Origin of the sequence: Stenotrophomonas sp. VV52, assembly GCF_002893095.1 — a bacterium.
Taxonomy (GTDB): domain Bacteria; phylum Pseudomonadota; class Gammaproteobacteria; order Xanthomonadales; family Xanthomonadaceae; genus Stenotrophomonas; species Stenotrophomonas aracearum.
Map to the genome: position 1 here is coordinate 755,966 of NZ_PKQQ01000001.1, position 24,962 is coordinate 780,927.

General features: G+C 66.6%; 11 protein-coding genes and 1 pseudogene. 7 read left to right on the forward strand and 5 right to left on the reverse strand.

Features of this window, described 5'->3' with window-relative positions; genetic code table 11:
* Nucleotides 1-7 precede the first annotated feature (7 nt).
* The 4 genes from C2U58_RS05835 to C2U58_RS05850 are packed head-to-tail and all read left to right on the forward strand — an operon-like array spanning nt 8 to nt 16,132.
* Nucleotides 8-430 carry a DUF1622 domain-containing protein gene (locus tag C2U58_RS05835; RefSeq protein WP_253256651.1) on the forward strand — a complete coding sequence of 141 codons (423 nt, stop codon included), beginning with the start codon at nt 8-10 and terminating at the stop codon, nt 428-430.
* On the forward strand, nt 427-11,724 hold the full coding sequence (locus C2U58_RS05840; protein WP_102944949.1) for an OmpA family protein: 11,298 nt from the start codon (nt 427-429) through the stop codon (nt 11,722-11,724). Before C2U58_RS05835 ends, C2U58_RS05840 begins: the two co-directional genes overlap by 4 nt.
* Nucleotides 11,721-15,380, forward strand: a complete 3,660-nt coding sequence (locus tag C2U58_RS05845; RefSeq protein WP_102944950.1) for a hypothetical protein — start codon at nt 11,721-11,723, stop codon at nt 15,378-15,380. Before C2U58_RS05840 ends, C2U58_RS05845 begins: the two co-directional genes overlap by 4 nt.
* A complete protein-coding gene (locus C2U58_RS05850; protein WP_102944951.1) occupies nt 15,380-16,132 on the forward strand; it encodes a DUF11 domain-containing protein in 753 nt (250 codons plus the stop codon). The genes C2U58_RS05845 and C2U58_RS05850 overlap by 1 nt, the downstream gene beginning before the upstream one ends.
* 12 nt (nt 16,133-16,144) lie before the next feature.
* Here C2U58_RS05850 and C2U58_RS05855 read toward each other — a convergent pair whose 3' ends face one another.
* The 3 genes from C2U58_RS05855 to C2U58_RS05865 all read right to left on the reverse strand — a co-directional run bounded on the left by C2U58_RS05855 (nt 16,145) and on the right by C2U58_RS05865 (nt 19,379).
* Complete coding sequence (locus C2U58_RS05855) at nt 16,145-16,591, reverse strand: hypothetical protein (protein WP_146033416.1); 447 nt, start codon at nt 16,589-16,591, stop codon at nt 16,145-16,147.
* Nucleotides 16,592-16,602: 11 nt separating this feature from the next.
* Nucleotides 16,603-16,986 carry a DUF202 domain-containing protein gene (locus C2U58_RS05860; RefSeq protein WP_102944953.1) on the reverse strand — a complete coding sequence of 128 codons (384 nt, stop codon included), beginning with the start codon at nt 16,984-16,986 and terminating at the stop codon, nt 16,603-16,605.
* 65 nt (nt 16,987-17,051) lie between these two features.
* Entirely contained in the window at nt 17,052-19,379 is a 2,328-nt protein-coding gene (locus tag C2U58_RS05865; RefSeq protein ID WP_102944954.1) for an arylsulfatase, read from the reverse strand.
* Between the two features lie 213 nt (nt 19,380-19,592).
* Here C2U58_RS05865 and C2U58_RS05870 point away from each other — a divergent pair.
* Nucleotides 19,593-19,871 (forward strand): annotated as a pseudogene (locus C2U58_RS05870) (hypothetical protein); the annotation flags it as partial.
* Between the two features lie 33 nt (nt 19,872-19,904).
* On the opposite strand, the gene C2U58_RS05875 reads toward C2U58_RS05870, so the two are convergent.
* A complete protein-coding gene (locus tag C2U58_RS05875) occupies nt 19,905-20,972 on the reverse strand; it encodes a hypothetical protein (RefSeq protein WP_102944955.1) in 1,068 nt (355 codons plus the stop codon).
* 11 nt (nt 20,973-20,983) lie between these two features.
* Nucleotides 20,984-22,378: an FAD-containing oxidoreductase gene (locus C2U58_RS05880; RefSeq protein WP_102944956.1), complete on the reverse strand. Its 1,395-nt coding sequence runs from the start codon at nt 22,376-22,378 to the stop codon at nt 20,984-20,986.
* A gap of 118 nt (nt 22,379-22,496) precedes the next feature.
* On the opposite strand from C2U58_RS05880, the gene C2U58_RS05885 reads away from it, so the two are divergent.
* Together C2U58_RS05885 and C2U58_RS05890 are read left to right on the forward strand one after the other, a co-directional pair.
* Nucleotides 22,497-23,408: an alpha/beta hydrolase-fold protein gene (locus C2U58_RS05885; RefSeq protein ID WP_102944957.1), complete on the forward strand. Its 912-nt coding sequence runs from the start codon at nt 22,497-22,499 to the stop codon at nt 23,406-23,408.
* Nucleotides 23,409-23,607: 199 nt separating this feature from the next.
* Complete coding sequence (locus tag C2U58_RS05890) at nt 23,608-24,921, forward strand: PAS domain-containing sensor histidine kinase (protein ID WP_253256652.1); 1,314 nt, start codon at nt 23,608-23,610, stop codon at nt 24,919-24,921.
* The last annotated feature ends 41 nt before the right edge of the window (nt 24,922-24,962 follow it).

Sequence of the window (24,962 nt, forward strand, 5' to 3'; positions counted from 1 at the left end):
CATCGTCGTGAGCTTTGCAGGCACCGCTGCGTCCCACCTTGACACCCCGCCGCTGGAAGCGTGGCTGGTCGCGCTTACCGAGCCAGTGGTTACCGTGATCGCGCTGCTTGCGCTGATCCTCATCACGCTCGCCACCATCATCGCATTCGTCAAAATGATCCTGATGATGGCGCGTGGCGGCAACAACACGCTGCGACGCGCGATCTGGCTGGAATACGGGCGCTGGCTGGTGGCCGGCCTGACCCTGCAGCTGGCTGGAGACATCATCGAATCCGCGATCTACACCACGTGGGATTCGATCGGTCAGCTGGCCGCCATCGCCGTGGTTCGCACCTTCCTCAACTATTTCCTTGAACGCGACATCCAGGAGATCCGCGAGCGCCAGCACCATGAGACGCCGGATCATGAGCCGGACGCAAGGCACGAGTGAACCGCGTCTTCGCCCTCGCTCTGGTTGGACTGCTCGCCGTCGGCGGGCAGGCAGCTGCACAGGTCACGGTGCAGAACACTGCGCAGATCCAACCGCCGGCTGGCACGGTGGACGGCAATACCGGCAACAACCAGGCCAGCGTGCAGGTGGCGGTGTATGCGGTCACGATCAGCAAGACCGGTAGCCCGGCCAGCGGCACGCCGGTAGCTGCCGGCGACACCATTGGCTTCGACCTGAACGTGGTGGTGACCGGTGCGACCACCACCGCAGCGACCGTGTTCACCGATACGCTGAGCGCCGGTTTGACCCTGGTGCCGGGCTCGTTGCCTGCGGCCTGCAGCGGCAACGGCCAGGTCATCACCTGCACCCTCCCGGCCAACACACCGGTCGGCACGGCGACGGCGTGGTCCTACCAGGCCCTGGTAGCGCCCAACGCCACCGGCACGGTGAGCAATTCGGTCACCGGCGGGCAGGGTTGCACCAGTGGCGGCAGCTGCGTCGTCACCCATGCGGTCTCGCCGGCCATCACCCTGGGTAAGTCCTGGGTCAACGGCCCCGCCGGCGATGCGGTGAGCCTGGCGATCAGCGGCGATGCGGGCGTGATCGTGCTGGGCGGCGGCAGTTCCACCAATGGCGGCACCACCACGCCGGCCACGGCGGGCGGCGCGGCCGGTGCGGCGGTGACGCTGACCGAAACCTTCAGTACCGGCGCGGCGGCGAACTACCTGATCACGGCGGCCTGCACGCGCAATGACACCAGCTTGGCGGTCCCGGTAACCGGCAGCGGCCCCTCGGTGGACCTGACCATGCCGGACGGCACAGGGATCGCATGCGCGTTCACCAATACCCGTCGGCAGGCGACCCTGACCCTGGTCAAACAGTGGGTCGATGCCCGGCCGGGCGAGACCGCCACGGTCTCCAGCGCCGGCTTCACCAACAATGCAAGCTCCGGCGCCAGCACCTCCACCGGGAACAACACCACCACCGGCGCGCCCGCGACGGTGTATGCAGGCGAAGTGGGCACGCTGTCGGAAACGCTCAGCGACTCGGCCAACTACATCAGCACCCTGGCCTGCACCGGCAACACCCAGCCACTGAGCGGCGGCACGCTGACCATCGACCCGGCCGACACCGCCATCGTCTGCACCTACACCAACACCCGGCGCAGTGCCACGCTGACCCTGGCCAAGGCCTGGGTCGACGGCCTGCCCGGTGACACCGCCACCGTTTCCAGCACCGGCTTCCAGAACGCGGCCACCAGTGGCCTGTCCACCTCGTCCGGCAACAACGTCACCACCGGCACTGAGGTCACCGTGTATGCGGGCGAAACCGGCAACATCGTCGAAACGCTGAGCAACCCGGGCAATTACGATGCCACCCTGGCCTGCACCGGCAACACGCAGGCCCTCAATGGCACCGGCCTCACCATCGACCCGGCCGACACCGCCATTGTCTGTACCCAGACCAACACGCGCCGCGCGGTCAGCCTGACCCTGCGCAAGAGCTGGGTGGACGCGGCCGTGGGCGAGGCCGTCACCGTCGAAGCCGCCGGGAGCACCACCAGCCCGATCACGCTGGCCTCTGCCGCCGACAGCGCCAACGAAACCGACACCGGCGCGGCGGCACAGGTCTTTGCCGGCGAAGCAATCACCCTCAGTGAAACCTTCGCCATTCCGGGCAATGCCGCCAACTACACCAGCGCGCTGGCCTGTACGGGCAGCTCGGGGCTGAGCGGCAACGTGCTGACCGTGGGGCAGGGCGATACCGCCATCGTCTGCACCTATACCAACACCCGCCCACAGACCACGCTGCAGTTGGTGAAGCAGTGGGCGCCGGACAGCCGAAACGGCGACGTGGCGCAGCTGGCCGCCAGCAGCGGCCTGCAGAACAACACCAGTGCCTTCAGCGCCACCGCATCGATCCCGGGCAACAGCACGACGGTGGTGGTGTACGTCGGCGAGCAGGCGATCCTGCCAGCCGAGACGATGAGCGGTGGCGCGTTGCCCAACTACGCGGTGGGCCTGGCCTGTACCGGCGGCAGCCTGAGTGGTGCGGACGGCAAGGCCAGCAACACACTGTCGGTACTGCCGGCGGATGCCGGCAACCCGCTGGTATGCACCTACACCAACACCCGAAACACCACCACCCTGATCCTGCAGAAGACCTGGTTGAACGGGCTGGCCAACGATACCGTGACGGTAGGCGGCACTGGCCTGGTGCCGCTGCCTTCCACCGCGTCGGGCGCGGCCAGCCAGACCGACACCGGCGCGCCGCAGACGGTGCACGCCGGCGATGTGATCGAGCTGACCGAATCGTTCGGCTCGGTCACCTCCAACCTGTACACCTCCACCCTGTCCTGCACCAACACGGCCGGCCTGGTGGTGACCTCGCCAACCACCGGCACGCTCACGGTGGGCGCCACCGACGACCAGCCGATCACCTGCACCTTCGTCAATGACCGGCGCAGCGCCGAACTGATCGTGCGCAAGGTGTGGCAGGGCGGCCCGCCCGCGACCGTGTCGATCCCCGCCAGCACCGGTTTCGCCAACAACACGCCCGCGTTCACCTCGACCTCGCCGGGTCCGGACCAGGTCGGCCCGGTCACCGTGTATGCGCTGGAGAACGGCAACCTGGGGCCGGAGTCGTTCACCAGCGGCAACGCGGGCGACTACAGCAGCAGCCTGACCTGCGATGGCACCGACACCAACCCGTCCAATGGCCTGCTCATTCCGATTGCCGACGCGGACAAGACCATTACCTGCACCTACTCCAATATTTTCGTGCCGCGCTCGTCGATCACCGTGGACAAGACCACCCCGGTCAACAGCGTCACCACCGCCGGCCAGGTGGTGCCGTACCAGATCACGGTCACCAACGACGGCAACGTGCCGCTGACCAATGTCACCGTGGTCGACCCGCTGATTGCCGGCAACATCACCTGCACGCCGGGCATTCCGGTGGCCAGCCTGGCGCCGGGCGCGGGCATCAGCTGCACCGGCAGCCATACCGTGACCCAGGCCGACATCGACCGCCAGGGAAGCAGCGACGGCATCGATGATGGGTTGATCACCAATTCGGTCAGCGTTGCGGGCAATGACCCCGACGGCACCCCCGTGGTCGACAACGACACCGCCGAAACCACGTTGCCCACGCCCAGTTACATCGCCGGGTTCACCAAGAGCGGTACCCTGGCCGATACCAACGGCAGCGGTGCGGCCAGCGCTGGCGAAGTGATCACCTACAATTTCAGCGTTACCAACGGCGGCAACACCACCATCCAGTCGGTCACCATCTCCGACCCGATGCTGCCCGGCCTGAACTGCCCGGTAATCGGGCCGCTGGCCCCGGGTGAGACGGTGACTTTCGGCAGCTCGCCGCCTTCACAGGTCGCGTGCACCGGCAATACCTACACGGTGACCCAGGCCGACATTGACGATCGCGGCGGCGGCGACGGTGACATCGACAACACCGCTACAGGGACCGCCGTGGCGCCCGGTGGCGGAAGCGCGACCGGCGATGCCACCGCGAACGTGCCGGTGGATCCCGCAGCGCCGCGGCTGGTGATCGACAAGACCGCAAGCCCGGGCCAGGTCAGCACTGCAGGGGAGGTGATCACCTACACGTTCGTGGTCAACAACCCGGGCAACGTGACCATCAACGACATCAGCGTGACCGACCCGAAGCCCGGCCTGAGCGCGATCACCTGCGTGCCGCCGGCCCCGTTCACGCTGGCACCTGGCGCGAGTGCGACCTGCAGCGCGACCTACACCGTCACCCAGGACGATATCGACAACCTCAACGCCATCACGAACACCGCTACCGCCACCGGCACCGACAACGGCATCAACGTGGTCGACGACGATGACGCCACGGTCATCATCAATCGCGGTACGGTGGCGGCCCAGCTGATCAAGATCGCCGACCGCAGTTCGGTCAATGCGGTGGGCGACCTGATCACGTATACGTTCCGGGTCAACAACCCCTCCACGGTGACGCTGGACAACCTGCAGATCACCAACGACAGCCTGCTCGGCAGCGCCCTGCAGTGCACGCCGATCCCGACGCTGGCGCCCAGTGCCACGGTCGACTTCAGCTGCACCGGCAACGTGTATACGGTGCTGCAGTCCGACATCGACAATCAGGGCAACCCGGCGTTCGACAGCGGACGCATCCGCAATGAAGTCACCGGCACCGCGCAGTACCAGATCGGCACCGATCCGGTGGTGACCGTCACCGACACCGCCATCGCCGAGGTTGCGCTGCCGCAGCGCACGCCGGCGGTGTTCCTGGACAAGGGCTCGGACGTGGGCTCGGTCAGTGGGCCGGGGCAGGCGATCTCCTACACCTTCAGCATCACCAACACCGGCAACGTCACCCTGACCGACCTGGCCATCACTGATCCGCTGCTTCCCGCGCTGGCGTGCCCGCCGATTCCCAGCCTGGCGCCGGGTGCCACCATCGTGGTGCAGGGCTGCCCGGGCATCAGCTACGTGGTGACCCAGGCCGACATCGACAGCGGCAGCAATGACGCCTCGCCCGGCAATGGCCAGATCAACAACGTGGCCGTGGTGACCGCCAACACCCCGGTGCAGAACCAGGTGGTGCGCGACGACGGCGAGCAGGAAGTGAACCTGCCGGTGCGCGGGCCGCAGATGACCATAGTGAAGAGCGCAGACGTCACCAGCGTGTCGGCGCCGGGAACCATCAACTATCGCTTTACGGTCGCCAACACCGGCAACGTGACCTTGACCGGGGTCACCGTGAGCGACCCGGCGCTGGGGCTGAGCTGCCCGTCGGTAGACCTGATTCCCAATGCGAGCGTCGTGTTCGGTGGGGCCAGCCCCGACGTGGTCTGCACCGGGACCACGCGCACCGTGACCCAGGCCGATATCGATGCAGGCGGTTCGCTGGACAATGTGGCGGTGGCCAGCGGCACCTCTGAAGTGAGCGGCGTGCTCAACCGTACCGGCGTGCTCAACATTCCGGTGGTCCGCTCGCCCGGGCTGGGACTGACCAAGAGCGCCAACGTGGCGAGTGTTACCACCCCCGGCGATGTCATCGTCTACACCCTCACCGCGACCAATTCGGGCAACACCACGCTGGAAAACGTGGTGATCAGCGATCCCATGCTGCCCGCATTGAGCTGCACGCCCGCCAGCCCCGTGGCGACGCTCGCACCGGCGGCAACCGTGACCTGCACGGGCAGCTACACCTCAACCCAGATCGATTTCGACAGCAACGGCGGTGGCGACCAGGCCATCGACAACACTGCCACCGCCACCTGGACCGGCGGCAGCACCAGCGCCAGCGCGGCGGTGGCCCTGCCGCTGCCCAACCAGTCGCTGACCCTGCTCAAGACGGCCGGCACGCCCACCATCGCCGCCGGTCGCGATCCTGCCGTGACCGACGCCGGCGACACCATCCCGTATACCTTCGTGGTGACCAATACCGGCAACCAGACGCTGTCGGCGGTGGCCGTCACCGATTCCAACATCGACGCCGCCGCCACCTGCGACCGGACCGTGATCACCGCCAGCGGCCCGACCTCCGTGGCGACCTGCACCGGCGTGCACACCATCACCCAGTCGGAGATGGACAACGGCACGGTGAGCAACACGGCCACCGCCGCAGGCACGCCGCCGTCCAGTTCACGGGTCACCTCGGCCCCGTCGCAGGTCGACGTACCGCTGGCGGCGCAGCCGGTGATCGTGCTCGACAAGACCGCCGGCACGCCCACTGTCTCGGCCGGCGCATCGTCCACGATCACCGATGCGGGCGACACCATCAGCTATGCCTTCGTGGTGACCAACAATGGCAACGTCACCCTCAACAACATCACGGTGGCCGACCCGCTTCCCGGCACCTCGCCGATCGTGTGCCCACCGGGCCCGGTGGCGCCTGGCGGCAGCATTACCTGTTCCAGCACCGTGTACACGATCACCCAGGCCAACATGGATGCCGGCCAGGTAGTCAATACGGCCACCGCGCAGGGCGTTCCGCCCACCGGACCGGCGGTGACCGGCGAGGACAGCACCACGACGCCGCTGGCGCCCGGGCCCGCCTTTACGCTGGTCAAGACCGCCACTCCGCAGACCTATGCCACGGTGGGGCAGAACATCGGCTATGCCTATCTGGTAACCAACACCGGCAACGTCACGGTCAGTGCGTTGGCGCTGACCGATGACCGCATCGCCAGCGTGAGCTGCCCGGCCACCACACTGGCGCCGCAGGCCAGCACCACCTGCACGGGCAACTACCTGATCACCCAGGCCGACCTCGACGCCGGCAGCGTGACCAATACCGCCACGGCCACGGCCACGCCGGCGCAGGGCACGCTGGCGCCGGTGACCACGCAGGAAACCATCACCGCCGTGCAGACCCGTTCGCTGGCGCTGGTCAAGAGCACCAGCACGCCGAGCTACAACGCGGTAGGGGCCACGCTGAGCTACAGCTACCTGGTCACCAACAATGGCAACATCACCCTGACCGATCCGGTGACGGTGAGCGACAACCGCATCAGTAGCGTGGGCTGCCCGGCATTGCCCGCCGGTGGCCTGGCCCCCAACGCCAGCATCACCTGCACCGCGACCTACACCACCACCCAGGCCGACCTGGATGCGGGCAGCGTGGTCAATGTGGCCACCGCCACTTCGGGTGCCACGGTATCGCCGAGCTCAACGGTGACCGTCAACGCCGTGCAGACCCCGGCGCTGGCGCTGGACAAGAGCACCACCACGACCACCTACGACAGCGTCGGCGATGTGCTGGCCTACAGCTACCTGGTGACCAACACCGGCAACGTCACGCTCACCGCACCGGTGATCATCAGCGATGACCGCATCGTCGCCCCGGCCACGGTGAATTGCCCGGCACTGCCGCCGGGTGGGTTGGTGCCCGGCGGAACGCTGACCTGCACGGCCAGCTACAGCGTGACCCAGGCCGACCTGGACGCGGGCAGCGTGACCAATGTGGCTACCGCCAGCTCTGGCAGCACCACCTCCGCGCAGGATTCGGTGACCGTCAACGGCACCCAGAACCCGGCGTTGAGCATGGCCAAGGTGGTGTCCAACGCACCCACCCCGGTGGTGCTGGGCAGCGTGTTGGAATACACCGTCACCGGCACCAACAGCGGCAACACCACGCTGACCAACGTGGTGATCAGCGACGACAAGATCACCCCGGCCAGCACCACCTGCGCCTCGGTGGCACCGGGTGGCACCTGCGTGCTGGTCGGCACCTACACCGTCGTCCAGGCCGATGTGGATGCCGGGCAGGTGCTCAACATCGGCAGCGGCATCAGCGACACCACGCCGCGCACACCGTCGCCGCCCACCATCACCCCGGTGCAGCAGCTGCGCGGGCTGGGCCTGGACAAGACCAGCACCGCCACCACCTATGACAGCGTGGGCGACGTGTTGCCCTACAGCTACCTGGTGACCAACACCGGCACGGTGACCGTGACCGCGCCGATCACGGTGAACGATGACCGCATCGTTGCGCCGGCCACGGTCAGCTGCCCGGCACTGCCGCCGGGCGGCCTTGCGCCGAATGCCTCGATCACCTGCACCGCCAGCTACACGGTCACCCAGGCCGACCTCAATAGCGGCAGCGTCATCAATACCGCCACTGCCACCGACGGCACCACTACCTCTGCGCCGGATTCGGTGACGATCGACGCCACCCAGTTGCCCGCCATCACGCTGGACAAGACGGCCAGCGTGGCCGACAGCAACAGCGACGGCATCACCGGCGACGCCGGCGACCAGATCACCTATGCGTTCGCGGTACAGAACACCGGCAACGTGAGGCTGGCCCCGGTTCGCGTGAGCGATCCACTGTTGCCCACCTTGGTCTGCGACGTACTGGTGCTGGAGCCGGGCGCCACCACCACCTGCCAGGCCACCGGTAATGCGTACGCCATTACCTTCGCCGACGAGACCGCCACGTCGGTGGTCAACACCGCCACCGCAACCGGCAAGCCGCCCGGCACGCTGCCGGATGCCACCGCTACCGACACGGTGACCACGCCGACCCAGCTGACCCCGGCCGCCACCACGGTCACCAAAACGTCGCAGCCGGCCAGCGGTACCCAGGTCGCCCCGAACGAAGTCATTGAGTACAGCGTGGCGGTCACCGTGGCCAATGCGGCGCTGCACGAAGTGGTGACCGTGACCGATCTGCTGGGCCCAGGCCTGACCTTCGTGGCTGTCACCCAGGCCGGTGACTTCACCTGCAACGCGGCCAACCCGCTGGTCTGCAGCCTGCCGGTGGGAACCGCGCCGGGAGTGCATACCCTGGTCTACACCGCACGCGTGGATGCCGACGCCACCGGTACCGTGCGCAATGCGGTAGTGCCGAGCAAACCGGCCGGCGTGGATCCGGCGCCGGTGTGCAGCAGCTGCACCACCGAACACCCGATCGTGCCCTCGCAGGCCACCGTGACCAAGAGCGCCGACCCGGTCAGCGGCAGCTTCGTCGACCGCGGGCAGGGCATCGTGTTCACCGTGACTACGGTGATTGCCGGCTCGGCCACCACCCAGCCGCTGCTGCTGCAGGATGCGCTGGGTGCGGGTTTGAACTTCGACACGGTGGTAAGCGCTGGCGCCTACACCTGCACCGGTGCATTGCAGTGCACGCTGCCGGCCGGGACCTTGCCGGGCAGCTACCCGCTGGTCTACCGCGCCACCGTGGACGCCGGCGCCAGTGGCGTGGTCACCAACACCGTGGCGGCCAGCAACCCGCCGGGTGGCGATCCCGATCCGATCTGCACCTCCTGCAGCACCGACCACACCGTGGTCCAGCCGGCGCTGGAAACCGCCAAGACGCTGGCGTCCAACAGCGATCCCGATGGCAATGGTCAGGTCAGCACCGGCGACCTGCTCACCTATACCGTGCGCGCCACCAACACCGGCAACGTGCCGTTGTCGAACGTGACCATCGACGATGCGTTGATCACGCCAAACCGGCAGGTCTGCGCCAGCGTGGCCCCGGGCGCCAGCTGCGAACTTACCGGCACCTATACGGTGACCCAGGCCGACACCGATTCGGGTACCGTGGACAACACCGCCCACATCACCGCCGAGCCGGCACCGGGTGGCAGCCCGCTGCCGCCTGCGGTGTGCCCGGCTGGCTCGACCGATGCACGCTGCACGCCGGTACTGAACCTGCCGATCGACCGTCGTCCCGCGCTGGCCACCACCAAGACCGCGACGCTGAGCGTGGATGCCGGCACGCCCGGAAAGGGCAACATCGACGATGTGATCACCTACGCGGTGACGGCCACCAACGTGGGCAATGTCACGCTCAACAACCTGACCATCAACGACACCCTGCAAGGCAGCTCGCCGGTGCTGCTGGACTGCACGCCGACCCTGCTGGCGCCGGGTCAGATGGCCACCTGCGCCTCCTACACCCACACCATCACCGAGGCCGAAGCCGGCGTGGACGGTGGTCAGCTCACCAACACCGTACTGGCACAAGGGCAGCCCAACGGTGCCGGGCTGTCCACCGCCACGGCGACGGCAGCCGCAGTGATCGCGGTGGAGAACAAGCCGGCCACGCTGCGCCTGACCAAGGTGGCCGGGACGCGCGAAGTGAAGCGCGGCGATCTGGTGCGTTACAGCTTGACCGTACAGAACGTGGGCGACATCGACCTGGTCGACGGCTACCTGCTCGACACGCCGCCAGCCGGCTTTACCTACGTGGAAGGCTCGCTGCAGGGCGATGATGACGATCATTTCGTGACCGCCACCGGGCAGTCGCCGCTGCGCATCAACGATCTGGACATCGCGGCCGGGAACACCGCGCGGCTGTCCTACCTGATGCGGGTCGGCGCGGGGGTGCGCCCGGGCACCCAGGTCAACCACGCGCAGGCCTTCGCGCCGACCAACGAGATGGCGTCGAATGTGGCCACGGCCGAAGTGGTGCTGGGCAACGACCCGCTGATCGACGACAGCCTGGTGATGGGCAGCGTGTTCGACGACCGTGACGGCGATGGCTGGCAGGACAGCGCTGCGCTGGACAAGGTGCACGTGCAGGGCGGCTTCGCGCCGGGCGCGTACATCGCGGGCTCCACCACGGTCGACCGTGGCCAGGGCCCGCAGCTGCAGGCCGACGCCAGTGCGCCACTGCTGCATGGCCTGGCGCTGGGCAGCATCAGCGCCCGGCAGTCGCCGGCCGACCCGGCCGCCAATCACCAGGTGATCGTGAGCCAGCGCCTGCGGGCGCCCGAATTCACCGACGACTTCGTGCTCACCAGTGCGCAGGGCGTGCGCGTGCGGCTGGACGCGCAGGGTCATGCCCGCGTCGAACGCAGCGGTGACGCAGCGAAGGGCCTTTCCGCCGCCGAACCGACCGTGGAACGCCGCGTCACGGAAGCCCAGGGTGGCTACGTGGTCGATTACGTGATTGCCAACCAGGGCATCGACGAAGCCGGCATTCCCGGCGTCCGCATCGGCTCGGTCGAAGGCCTGATGGTGGAAACCGACCAGTACGGGCGCTACCACCTGGCCGGCATCGAAGGCGGCGGGCGCGCGCGCGGGCGCAACTTCGTACTCAAAGTCGATGCCGCCACGCTGCCGGAAGGCGCAACCTTCACCACCGCCAACCCGCTGCTGCGCCGGATCACCCCGGGGCTGCCGGTGCGCTTCGACTTCGGCATCACCCTCCCTGTGGCCGTGCTCGAAGCGCGTGAGCCGGTGGAGCTGGCGCTGGGCGAGGTGTTCTTCGCGCCAGACAGCAGCGCCATTCCCGAGCGCTATGCCCCGGTGATCGCCACCATGGCCAACCAGGTCCGGCAGCACGGTGCGGGCGAGGTGCTGGTGGCCGCCAATGGCGCCACCGCGACGCTGGCCTATGAACGCGCCGAAGCGGTACGACAGGCGCTGCTGGCCTCGCTGGGTGACGCGGCCACGCAGGTCAGCGTGCTCACGCGCGGCGACGTGGACGATCCTGCGTCGCTGCTGGTGGGCGTGGACCCGGGCGGCGCGCTGCTGGGCACCGCGCTGTTCGACACCGACAAGGCCGACCTGCGCCCGGACACGCTGGCCCTGCTGGACCGCGTCGCACGCACCCTTGAACAACGCGGTGGCGGCCGGGTGGTGATCGCAGGCCATGCTGACGTACGTGGCCCGGCCGGTTACAACATGCAGCTCGGCCTGCGCCGCGCCGAAGCGGTCACCGCAGCGCTGCGCGACCGGCTCCCGGATGCACTGCGCGACAAGGTGACGGTGGACCTCAGTGGCGATCCGTCCACGCCGCTGGATGCGCCGGCGGGCACGAAGGAGGGCCGATGAAACGCCATCTGCTCTATTGCGCCCTGGTCAGCCTTCTGGCCAGCGCGGCACCGCAGGCCTGGGGCGAAACGCCGCCGGAAGTGAAGTGCGGCACCGAAGCCTGCGACGAAGACGGCAAGGTGCTGCTGCGCGTGCGCACGCGCGGCGCCACCCAACCGGTGACCGAGGGGCTGGATGCCACCTCCGGAGAGAAGGCCCTGCAGCCGGACCGCCGCGTCACCGTCTCTGCACCGCCGCCGGGCAAGGCGGTGGCGACCGGCCGCTTCAGCATCCTGCTGCCGGGTGGCGGGGCGATCTGGGCCACCGAGGACCCGAACCTCGGGCGGCCGGAACTGTCGGTGTCGGCACCGTCGCTGGTGGCGTTCCAGGACGGCCACATCACCAAACCGGTGCCGTTCTACGTGCGCGGCAACTACAGCGACTTCATCGAACGGATGGAGCTGCTGGTGTACCGCTCCACCGACGTCGATCTGATCAGCCCGATCGCCACGGTGGAGCTGCCGGTGTCGGCCGTGAGCCAGGCCGACTGGGCCGGCGAGCTGCCAGCGCAGGATCAGTTCCGGGTCGGGGACACGCTGGTGTACATCGTGCGCGCGCATGGCGCCAACGGGATCTACGACGAAACCCTGCCGCATACCCTGCAGCTGGTGCACCCGGTGGAAGCGGACAACCAGCTGACACGCCTGCGCAACGCCTCGGAAACCCGCCTGGGCCAGGCGCTCAGTGCCGAGGAAGGCCTGCGCCAGAGCCTGATCGACAGCGCGTTCGCCGAAAATGGACTGCGCCTGCAGAACATTCCCATCTACGGGTCGCGCATCCGCATCCGCGGCAGCAACATCGCCGAGCAGGCCAGCCTGACCATCAACGGCGATTCCTACCCGGTCGACCAGCAACGCCGCTTCGTGGCCGAATACCTGGTGCCGGTGGGCCCGCACCGTTTCGACATCGAGGTGAGCGGCGCAGGGCAGGGTGCAGCACCCCAGCGCCACGTTCTCGACGTGGACGTGAGCGGCAAGTACTTCTATGGCATCGGCCTGGCGGATGTGACCATCGCCCAGAATGATGTGAGCGCTGCCACCGCGCCGCTGGCCGTGGACGAGCGCTACGCCGACGACGTGATCAGCGACGGCCGGCTGGCGTTCTACGCCAAGGGCAAGGTCAAGGGCAAATACCTGGTCACCGCCCAGGCCGACACCACCGAGCAGGACATCAAGCACCTGTTCGACGGGTTCACCGAGGCTTGGCCGCAGGATATCTTCCGCCGCCTCGACCCGGACCTGTACTACCCGACCTACGGCGACGACTCGGCGACCTGGCGCGACGTGGACAGCATGGGTCGCTTCTACCTGCGCGTGGACTGGGACAAGAACCAGGCGCTGTGGGGCAACTACGCTACCGGCCTGACCGGCACCGAGTACGCGCAGTACGTGCGCTCGCTGTACGGCGGCGCGCTCAGCTGGCGCTCGCCGGCGATCACGCCGTGGGGTGGTCCACGCAGTGAAGTGCGCGCCTTCGGCGCGCAGGAGCAGACCGCGCCCGGCCACAACGAATTCATCGGCACCGGCGGCAGCCTGTACTACCTGCGCAACACCGACATCCTGCCGGGCTCGGACCAGGCGGTGCTGGAAGTGCGCGACCCCACCACCGGCCGGGTGGAGGTGCGCACGCCACTGGTGCGCGGCACCGACTACGAGATCGACGAACTGCAGGGCCGCCTGCTGCTGACCCGGCCGCTGGCGCAGATCACCCGCGAGAACGTGCGCACGCTGACCCGCGACGCACCGCTGGACGGCTACGAACAACGCCTGCTTGTCGACTACGAATGGCTGCCCAGCGGCTTCGACGACGGTCAGCTCACCGCCGGCTTCCGCGGCCGCCAATGGCTGGGCGACCACGTGGGCGTGGGCGCCACGTATGTGGACGAGAACCGCGACGGCGAGGACTACACCCTGGCAGCCGGCGATCTAACCCTGCAGGCCGGCAAGGGCACCTACCTGAAAGCCGAGTACTCGCACACCGAATCGTTCGCGGTGCCGTCGTTCTTCTCCGACAACGGCGGCTTCAGCTTCAGTCAGCGCAACCCCACCGACATTCGCCGCGAAGGCGACGCGGTAGCCGTAGAGGCGCGCGCCAACCTGAAGGAGCTGGGCTGGACCACGCTGGACTGGAGCGCCGGCAGCTGGTGGCGGCAGACCGACGCCGGTTTCTCCATTGCCCGTCACGACACCGGCCTGCCGGTCACCGAATACGGTGCTGAAGTGCTGGGCCGGATCAACCGCGAGCTGCAGCTGTATGCGCGCTACAGCAAGGCGCGCAGCGGCGAAGAACAGCTGACCCAGGCGCAGGCCACGGTGGAATGGCGGCCGGACGACTGGAACACGCTGGAGGCGGAGCTGCGCCGGGTAGAGGAGGGCAGCCGCACCGATCCGGCGGCCGGGCTGCTGGGGGCAGTGAGGTACACCCACCGCTTCGGCACCGCGCTGGATGTGTACGGGCAGGCGCAGGTCACCCTGGATGACGACGGCGGCCGCTACGAAGACAACAACGCCGTGGGCGTAGGCGCCAACTACCTGATCGCCGACCGCGCCAGCATCGGTGCCGAGGCCAGCACCGGCGACCGCGGCGACGCCGCCACCGTCGACGCCGAGTACCGCGTGGGCACGGACTACTCGCTGTATGGCGCCTACACCTGGTCCACCGACACCACCGCCTACGACTCGCCGTTCGACAACGATCGTCTCAATGGCTGGACCCTGGGCCAGCGCTGGCGCATCTCCAACCAGGCGAACCTGTTCAACGAAAGCCAGTTCCTGAAGGAAGACACCCAGTCCGGCCTGGCGCACACGGTGGGCATGGACTTCTACCCGGCCACCGGCTGGAACCTGGGCTTCACCCTGCAGAGCGGCGAGCTGGAGACCGTGGATGGCGGCGTGGTCGACCGCCGTGCGATCAGCGTCAGTGGTGGCCGTACCTCGTCGGACACCGACTGGCGGAGCAAGGTCGAATGGCGCCGCGACACCGGTGCCGAGCAGCGCGAACAATGGGTCACCACCAACCGGCTCACCCACAAGATCAACGAGAGCTGGCGCATCGCCGGGCGCTTCAACTATTCCAAGACCACCGACCAGCTCAATGCGCTGGCCGGCGCGCGGTTCTGGGAGGGCAACATCGGCTTTGCCTACCGCCCGTGGAACAGCCAGCGCTGGGCGCTGTTCGGGCGCTACACCCAGCTCTACGACCTGGCCAGCCCGGGCCAGGTGGACAATACCGACCAGGACCAGAAGACCCAGATCCTGTCCTTCGAAGGCGTGTACAAGCAGGACACCCACTGGGAATACGGGGTCAAGCTGGCGCGGCGCGAAGGCGAGGTGCGGCTGGGCCGGGGCAGCGGGCCGTGGTTCGACTCGGCCACCACCTTCGGCGCGCTGCAGGTGCGTTACGAATTGCTGCAGAAATGGCACGCGCTGGGCGAATACCGCTGGCTGGACGTCAAGGACGGTGGCACCCAGTCGGGCTACCTTATCGGACTGGACCGCGACATCGGCACCAACTTCCGGCTCGGCGTGGGCTACAACTTCACCGAGTTCAGCGACGACCTGACCAACTTCGACTACGACCACAAGGGCTGGTTCCTCAACATGGTGGGAACCTACTGATGGACACCCTGCACCAGGAGACCACGACCGTGACCCGCCTTCGCGCCCCCCGCGCCGTCCGTTCTGGGTTGCTGCTGTTCCTGCTCGGCCTTGCCGGGCATGCCGCTGCGCAGTCCACGGTGCAGATCGCAGCGCAGAGCACTCCCGGCACCAGCACGTTCACCTATTCCATGACCAATCTGGTCCCCGACAACGACAGCATCACAACCTCTGCGGCGGGTGCGGTGACGGTCTCCCCGACAACCGGCACGGTGACAGACGAAACATCCGCGGTCGTGATCACCCAGGGAGCCAACCCCCAGTACACGCTGACCTCGGCTTCGTGCGAGAACAGCGCCGGCACCACTGGCATCGGCACGCGGATAGGCAACTCGCTCACCATCGCCGCAACAAATTTCACGCCCGCCACCGCGCTGGTATGCACGTTCATCAATGCGCAGGTCGACGCCGACCTGACCATCACAAAGAGCGCCAGCCCCACTACCGTACCCAGCGGCGGCACCGTGACCTACACGCTGGTTGCCAGCAATGTGGGTGCCGCAGATGTGACCAATGCGGTGCTGAGTGATACCCCGGGTACAGGATTGAGCTGCACTGCCGACGCGTCCTGCTCGGCGGTCGGTGGCGCCAGCTGCCCGGGGGACCTGTCAGCGGCAGCGCTGTTCGGGCCCGGTACCACCATATCCAGCCTGCCGGCGGGCAGTAGTGTCACCCTTACCGCCGCCTGCACCGTAACGGCTACCGGGCAGTGAAGCCCGCGCCCCTCACTCCCGACGCAGTTTGATATCCACGTCGCGCGCCGTATTGCCCAGCAACTCGAGCCCGAAGTCACCCGTGCCGTGCCGGGCTTTGACCAGCACGTCTTCGCCGTCGTCGGTCTCCACGTGGAAGCCTTTGCCCAGCCGCACCTTCAGCGCATCACGGGTGGACGCGGCAATATGGTTCTCCGACTGGCCGTCCACCACCGGCACGTCGACCTGCACGGGCGCACCGTCGCGCGGCCAGATCCGGAAGCTGATGGTGCCGTCGGACTTGGCCCGTTCGTCAAACTCGATCCGCCATTTGTTGGACGCGCGTGGGCGCTCGGTTGCGGCTATGGGCGCAGCTACCCCACCTGGCGGAGGCGTCTTGGCCCGCACCAGCGGTGCAGCGACCAGGATGGCGGTGGCCAACAGCAGCGACAGTGCAACCCGATAGGGGTGTAGTTTCACGGTCAGACTCCTCAACTGGTGAACAGCCAGAGTGCGGTGAGCCCGCCGAGCAGCAGCAGGCCGATGGTGAATCCGGTGGTGGCACGATGTCGCGAGTCGATCTTTCCGCGCTCGATGTCACGGGTGACCAGGCGGTAGCGGATCAGTGACCAGATCAGCAGCGCCAGCCCCAGCACCACCATGCCGAAACCCGCGTTGCTGGCATCGTGCAGCAGCAGGCGCCCACCTTCGGGCGCCTCGTCGTTCTGGATCAGGTAGGTGCTGAACCGGTTGATGGTGATGCCGAACCCGATCAGCGAAACCGTCGTGCGCAGGTAAGCCAGGTGGGTACGCTCATTGGCAAGATGGGTGCGACCCCGGGCCAGGTCGTTGGACAGGTTGGGCGAATCGCTCATGCGTGCTCCGTCGTGGGGGCGGCGCGCAGCAGCACTGCGCGCCGCCAGGTGAACGGCGGGTCGGCTCAGTCGACCGCAAACGCCGCCGCCGCCAGCTTTTCCAGGTCCAGGTACTGCTTCTTCTCGACCGTGACGCCCACGCCAAGGATCTCGCCGCCCTTGAACGTGCCAGGCGTGGTGTATTCCTCGCTGACCGCGTCACCGCTGTCGCGCCCGATGCACAGCCCGTCACCGGACAGGGTGAACTTGCCGAGCTGGGTCTTCAGGTCGCTCTCGGCTTCCACTGCATCGTTGACGTACAGCCTGGCCTTGCCCAGCGACTCGCCATGCTCGCCGGCGCCGGTGCGCTCGAACTCCATGCCCAGCGTGTACTTGCCGGGCTTGAGCTCGGACGTGGACACCAGCTTCTGTTCGGGCTTGATGCCGAGGAAGTTGTAGACGTAGTACAGCTTGCGGTTCTTGATGAACAGGCTGTGCCCACCAAAGCGCGAGCCATGCGCGAAAATTACACCCGCACAGCTGGCATCCTGTATTTCGACGTCCGCCAGTATCTTGTAGGAGCGTCCGCGCACGTTGACCGCCACCCCTTCGGGGACAGGCGAAGTGCCAGGGTAATAGATGTAGCGTTCCCTCGGCGCCTCGGTGCTGGGCCGTTCGAGGCCCAGCAACTCAGCCGCCGTGCGGTCATCCAGCGGCAGTACATTGTTGGCCTCGGCTTCCTCGAACCACGCATCGACCAGTGCCTTCAACTTGTCGGGGTGCTGCTTGGCCAGATCCTTCGATTCAGAACGATCCTCATCGACGTTGTAGAGCTCCCAGGCGTCCTTGTCGAAATGCCCTTTGCTGGTAAGCGGTGCGTGGGTGGCCGCGGCCTTCCAGCCATTCTCCCAGATGCCCCGGGTGCCCAGCATTGCGTAGTACTGGCGCTTCTTTTCTGTGGGTCCATCCTTGGAGAACGAGTACTTCATGGACACGCCGGAAAGCGGGTGCTGCTTGACGCCACGATAGCTGTCGGGCATCTGGATGCCGATTGACTCCAGGATCGTCGGTACGAGATCAACCGCATGGTGGTATTGATTGCGCACCTCACCCTTGGCCTTGATGCCCTTGGGCCAGTGGATGACCATCGGGCAGCACGTGCCGCCGGCATACTCGGAGTAGCGTTTGAACATCTTGTAAGGCGCAGAGAATGCTGCTGCCCAGCCAGTCGGGTAGTGATTGTAGGTTTCCGGGCCGCCCAGCACGTCCAGGTACTTGAGGTTCTCCTCAAGCGAATCGGGGTAGTTGTTGAAGAACTTGTTCTCGTTCACCGACCCGGTCGGGCTGCCTTCACCCGAGGCGCCGTTGTCCGAGCAGTAGAACACGATCGTGTTGTCGAGCTGGCCGCTCTTTTCCAGGTAGTCAATGATCCTGCCTACCTGCACGTCGGTGTATTCGGAGAATCCGGCATACACTTCGGCCATGCGCGCGAACAGGCGCTTTTCATCGGCGCTGAGCGTGTCCCAAGGCTTCACGTAGTCGCCGGGGTTGGCCTGATCGTCGGGCATCGGGTTGAAGTCCGGAACGGCCGTGCCCTCCGGCAAAAGTCCCTTCTTTATCATGCGCGGCACGACCCATTTACGATAGGCGTCGTAGCCCTCGTCGAACTTGCCCTTGTACTTGTCGATGTACTCCCTCGGTGCGTGATGGGGTGCATGGTTGGCCCCGGGACAGAACCACATGAACCAGGGCTTGGAGGGATTTGAAGCCTTCTGATCCCGGATCATCTGCAAGGCTTGGTCAGCCAGGTCCTTGGACAGGTGGTAGCCTTCTTCGGGTCCATAAGGCTGGTCTATGAAGGCGTTGTCCTGGGTAAGATCCGGGTACCACTGATTGGTTTCACCGCCAATGAAACCATAGAAGCGGTCGAAGCCTTTCTGCAGAGGCCATTCGGACTTGGGGCCACCGGAGCTGATGTCCTGCTCCGGCACGTTGTGTTCCTTGCCCAGCCAGTAGGTGCTGTAGCCATTGTCCTGCAGCATCTGACCGATCGTCATGCAATCCTCCGGAACACGGCCCGACCACCCCGGGAACCCATTTGCCCCTTCGGTAATGCATGACATTCCATTCAGGTGATGATTGCGCCCGGTCAGGAAGCACGACCGCGTCGGTGAACACAGTGCGGTGGTGTGCCACTGCGTATAGGTCAAACCGTTCTCGGCCAGCTTCTGCAGGGTGGGCATGTTGATCGCGCCGCCGTACGGCTCCCATGCTGCCTGGCCGGTATCGTCGTACAGGATGATCAGCACATTGGGGGCACCGTCCGGCGCCTTGGGTGGCAGGAACGGCTCCCAATCGGCCTTCGAATCCCGGATGTCGAGTTTGATCACGCCTTTGAACGTCTTGCGGGTCATGGCAGTGTGTCCTCAGCAGAGTGGGGCAGCGACGGATCGTCAACTGACCCGCCCAGTGCACCACACCGCTCCCGTCGCAGCCTCCGTAGTGGTACTGGGCTGCGCTGCGTAGTTCTGCTTAGTGTCTGTGTCGAAGGCGTGTTCAGGCGGACTGCACATCCAGTCCACACCGCGCTGCCTACAGTGGCTGCACCCTAGGCAACGGCGTCCCGCGTGAATCTGCAGCCCTCGCTCCATCACCCCCTTCCGCGGCGTCCGTTGCCCGACACCTGCCAGTTCGAACTGCTCGACGTGCACGCCCTGCAGGATCCGTGCAGCGGGCGCATCGTCCATCTCTACTCGATGGTGGCGCGCTGCCAGTCCTGCGAAACCGTGTTCAAGGCCGAGGAAGGCCAGGGGTTCGTCAGCACCTCGGTCGCCCGCGTGCTGCGCTGCCCTGCTGGTTGTGGCGAACAGTCGCTCAGGGGCGCGGCGCTTCGGCAGTGGACACCGCCGGCGTTGCCCGCACCGCAGCACTCTGCATCTTCACTGCCGCACCTGGTGCGGCGTGAACTGGCAATGGCCGCTCCCCACCGGGGGCAGCTGGGCCAGCTGTGACGCCGCACCCGCCTTGCGCGCCAGCGCCGGGTAAACGGGCTCGAAGCGGGGCGTCACCGACGGGTCATCCAGGTTGTACTGCAGCACCAGCGGCCTGCGCAGCGCACCGGTCATTGCGAGTTCGCGCGCCAACGTCGTCTCTGCCGCCGGATCTGCCGATATCCGGCGCACGCCGGCATTGAACGCCTTGTCGTCGCCGAAACCGGAATACACGGTCCGCTGGTTTGAAACCGGAGCCCCTCCACTGCGTTTCACCAGCTGTTGATACACCAGGGTGTGGAGGCTGATCGTGCCGGCCAGTTCGTCCGGTTTCAGCTCCAGTCTTCGGGACAGTGTTGCGGCGGCCACCGGATTCGTTTCGATGGCTGCGGTGATGGCGTCATAGGTCTCGCCCTGGGGCATCGCCGCCGCAGCAGGTGAGATCAGGCCTCCCTCTGGCAGGCCTTTCGCATCCGGGAAGAAATACTCGAACGCGACCAGCGAGGTCAGCATCTCGGCGGCCAGCACCTCGCCCGGCAGGTTGGCGCCACACATCGACACGCCGCCGCTGTAGTGCTGCGGCAGTCGTTCCAGCGTGCCGATGGCTACGGCGCCACCCATCGAGAAGCCGATGATCCAGCTGTGCCGGGTGTTGGGATGCTGGGCGACGAAGTGCGCGCGCAGGCGCTCCAGGTCCGCGATCGCATCGGTGACCGCCCAGCCCTGGCTGCTGTAACCGCTCTGGGCCACCGCGTAGCCGGCCTGGGCGAGCGCTTCGGTCCAGGCGTTCCCTGGCCAAGGGTCTGGTCGCGGGGTGCCAATGGGCTCAAAGCCGTGCGCATATACGACCAGTTCGCCATTCCAGTGGGCCGGCATGTCGACGCGCCAGGGCGCGCCCTGCAGGGTGCCGGTTTCGGTGCGGATGGGCGACTCGGCGGGCGGCCTGCTCCACGCCGGGGGAAGCAGCAGGACCGTGCACAGCCCCAGGTACAGCGACAGCCAGCGTGCGTTGCGCATCCAGTTCGTCCTCAGTCAGCCGCTGGCGCAAGATCGACCAGCAGGGTGGGAATCAGCTCGGAAACCGTCGGGTGGATCGGCACAGCCCAGCGCAGTTCATCCAGCGGACGGTCGGCGCTCATCATGTCGAGAATGCCGTGGATCGCCTCGTCTCCGCCAGTGCCCAGGATCGCCGCACCGAGGATGCGCCGGGTCTCGGCGTCGGCAACCACCTTCATGAAGCCCTTGGTTTCACCTTTCTCCACCGCGCGCCCTACGGCGGTCATGGCGCGCTTGGCGAACAGCAGCGGTCGGCCGGTCTTTGCCGCTTCGGCGTCTGACATACCCGCGCGGCCCAGCGGCGGATCGATGTACAGCGCATAGCCCGGGACGCGCTGGCTGACCCGGCGGTCCTCGCCGTCGAGCAGGTTGGCGGCCACGATCTCGAAGTCGTTGTATGCCGTATGCGTGAATGCGCCACGGCCATTGCAGTCGCCGAGTGCCCAGATGCCCGGCACGGAGGTCTGCAGGTGGTCATCCACAGTGATGTAGCCGCGCTGGTCTTTCGTGATGCCGGCCGACTCCAAACCCAGATCATCAGTGTTTGGACGCCGCCCTATGGCGATCAGCACATGGCTGCCAGTCACGCTGATTGAACCGGCAGCGATTTCCACACCGTCCGTGTGCGGTTTGAAGGTGATTTCGTTCGCGCCGGTGTGCACGTCGATGCTTTCGTCCTCCAGGATCTTCCGCACCGCTGCCGACACGTCGGGATCCTCGCGTGAGATCAGACGGTCGGACCGTTCGATGACGGTCACCTGTGCGCCGAATCGCCGATACATCTGCGCGAACTCCAGCCCGATGTAGCTGCCGCCCACCACGACCAGATGCCGGGGCAGGGTAGCGAGCTCGACCATGCTGCTGTTGGTGAGGTAAGGCACTTCCGCAAGACCTGGCATGTCCGGCACCGAAGCACGTCCGCCCACGTTGATGAAGATGCGCGGCGCGGTCAACCGTTCGCCGTTGACCACCACGGTATCGGCGCCCTCGAAACGCGCATGGCCGCGGATCAAGGTAACGTTCGGCATGCTGCCCAGCCAGTCCTCATTGCTGCTGCGCGAATCCAGGATCACCTTGCGTGCGCGGGCCGCCACCACGCCCATGTCCACGCTGACCGGGCCAGTTGTGAAGCCATAGTCCGCGCCGCGCCGGGCGGTGTGCGCGGCGTAGGCGCTGGCGACCAGCGTCTTGGTCGGCTTGCAGCCAGTGTTGACGCAGGTGCCGCCGACGAAGTGGCGCTCGATTATCGCCACCCGCATGCCGGCCGCATGCAGCCGGCCCGCCAGCGCGGGACCTGCCTGCCCGGTGCCGATGATGATCGCGTCGAACGCGCGGGGAGAGGCGATGGATGCAGCAGTGTCGGTCATGGCGGAGATCCTTTCACGTGTCTTGTATGATCCCGGAGGCGGCCACTGGAGGCTGCGTTGGAATCACCATGGAGATGATGCGTTGAACTATCTGGTAGCAGGTGTTGTGGTTCTGTCTATGCTCGCCGGGTGTGCCAAGCCACCCGTGCCCGCGGCACCGACTGCCGGCGACTCGGCGCCGCCAGGCACATCAGCGCCTGAAAGGGCCTCTGCGTTGGGCGGACAGCGCGGCCAAGGCCTGCCCTATGAAGTTGTAGGCAGCGAAGTCCACGACGTGAAGGATCCGGTCTCCGGCCGCACCTACCAGGTGTTCATTGCGCTGCCACCTTCGTACGCCGACGCGCCCGACCGCAAGTACCCGGTCCTGTACGTCACCGACGCGGACTACGCGTTCCCGCTGGCACGCCAGATCGGTCGGCGCTTGAATGTTGAAGGGCCGAAACTGGATGAGTTCATCCTGGTGGGTTTGTCCTACGCAGTGGGCGATGAAGGCATGCCGAGCCGCCGCCGCGATTACACGCCCACCCCGAAGGGCCCCAGCAGCGCTCCGCCCGACGCCGTGCATGGCGGCGCCGAGCCATACATCGCCTACCTGCGCAACCAGGTGCTGCCGTATGTGGCTGGCCACTACCGCACCGACGAAACCCGCCGTCTGCTGCTAGGCCATTCCTACGGCGCGCTGCTCGGCACCCAGATCCTGTTCACCGACCCGGGCCTGTTCGCCGGCTACATCGTCGGCAGCCCCTCGTACTGGTACGACCACAACGTGATCGACCGTTTCGAAAAGGACTACGCCGCCGGCCACGACGACCTGCCGGCGTCGGTCTACATGTACGTGGGCGAGTACGAAACCCCGGCCTTCGGCAACGACGCCGACATGGTCGCCGACGCGCGGCGGATGGAGGCAGCGCTGCGTGCCCATCGCTACCCGTCGCTGCGCCTGAAGCTGGACGTGCTCAACGACGAAGACCACCTGAGCGTGGCCCCGCGCGGCCTGACGCACGGCCTGAAATACCTGCTGCAGCGGTAGCGACACGCCATGCGTGTCCACGTATACCCTCATCGCGCGATCAGACATCGCGAGGACACGCGCGGCGTGTCGCTACGCGTCCAGGTCCGCGATCGCAGGGGTCGATGCGGCAAGGGAATGAATGATTCATGTTCCGCAGTACTCACGCGGCAATCACGCGGTGATAATCTTCCTACAACCGTTTACACCCGATGGATTGATGGATCGATACCGCCAGATCGTGGAGTTGTCTGAGGACTGCGTCAAAGAGTTGGACCTTGCCGGAACCGTTGTCGCCATCAATGACAACGGACTGAAGCTGTTCCGGGCCCAACAGCCGTCGGACATGCTCGGCAGGAAATGGAAGGCGCTCTGGCCGCTGGCCACCCAATCGCTGGTCGAACACGCTCTCTCCGCTGCGCTGCGCGGAGAGAAGGCAGGCTTCGAGGCTTCCGCGCTGGACGGGCAGGGCATGCTGCGCGACTGGCGGGTGCGCGTTGGCCCGCTGCGTGACGATGGCCGGATCATCGGCGTGCTCGCGGTCAGTTCCGATGTCACCGCGCGCAATGCAGCACTCGCCGCTGCCGATGTACTTGGCGCTGCGTTCGATGCAAAAGCCGATGAAGCCGGGGCGCTGCTCGCCAACGCGGCAACGCGCGAGGCCACCCTCATCAATACCCTGCGCGAAAGCCAGTCGCGGCTGTTGGCGACCAACCTGGCCTATCAGGAACTGGAGGTGCGTCACTTCCAGGTGAGCCAGGGCCGGGACTTCGCCGTGGCCGCCCAGCGTGCGGCGGAACTCATTGCCGAACATGCCCAGAAGGGCGAAGCAGTGGGGCAGCTGCTGGCCGGCGTGGTACATGACCTCAACAACTTCCTGCACTCGGCCACGACCGCGATCGATCTGGTCATGGCCAGTGGCGAGCTGGGGCCGAAGAACACCGGGCTGCTGACCGTTGCCGAAGCCGCGCTGGAGCAGGGCGCCGAAATGTCGCAACGGCTTATTGGTTTCGCGCGCCAGCATCCGTACCGTCCCGAGGCCGTCGAGCTGGCGGCGATGGTGACGAAAATGGAGCCACTCCTGCATCAGGCGGTTGGGCAGGGCATCGAGCTTGTCGTGGATCCGGGCGACTCCACCTGTTGTGCGATGGTCGACCGCAACACCCTGGAGCGGGCGCTGCTGAACCTGGTGGTCAACGCGCGCGACGCCTGCACGTCGGGCGACACCATCCGGGTGACCACGGGCCATAGGGTCGTCCCGGGCGACGACAGCTGTACCGCACGGGTCCCCGGTTCCTACCTCACCCTATGCGTGTCGGATACGGGCTGCGGCATGAGCGAGGAGGTGATGGCGCGCGTGTTCGAGGTGTATTTCACCACCAAGCCGCCCGGTGAGGGGTCAGGTCTCGGATTGCCGCAGGTCCACAGCGCAGTGCGGCAGGCGGGGGGCTTCGTCACCATTACGTCCGCGCCGGGCGAAGGCGCCAAGTTCGAACTTGCGTTGCCGCGCGTGATGGGCGAAAGCGCGAAGTAATCACATCGCGCAGATTCCCGGGTCTCGCCGCGTTCACGACG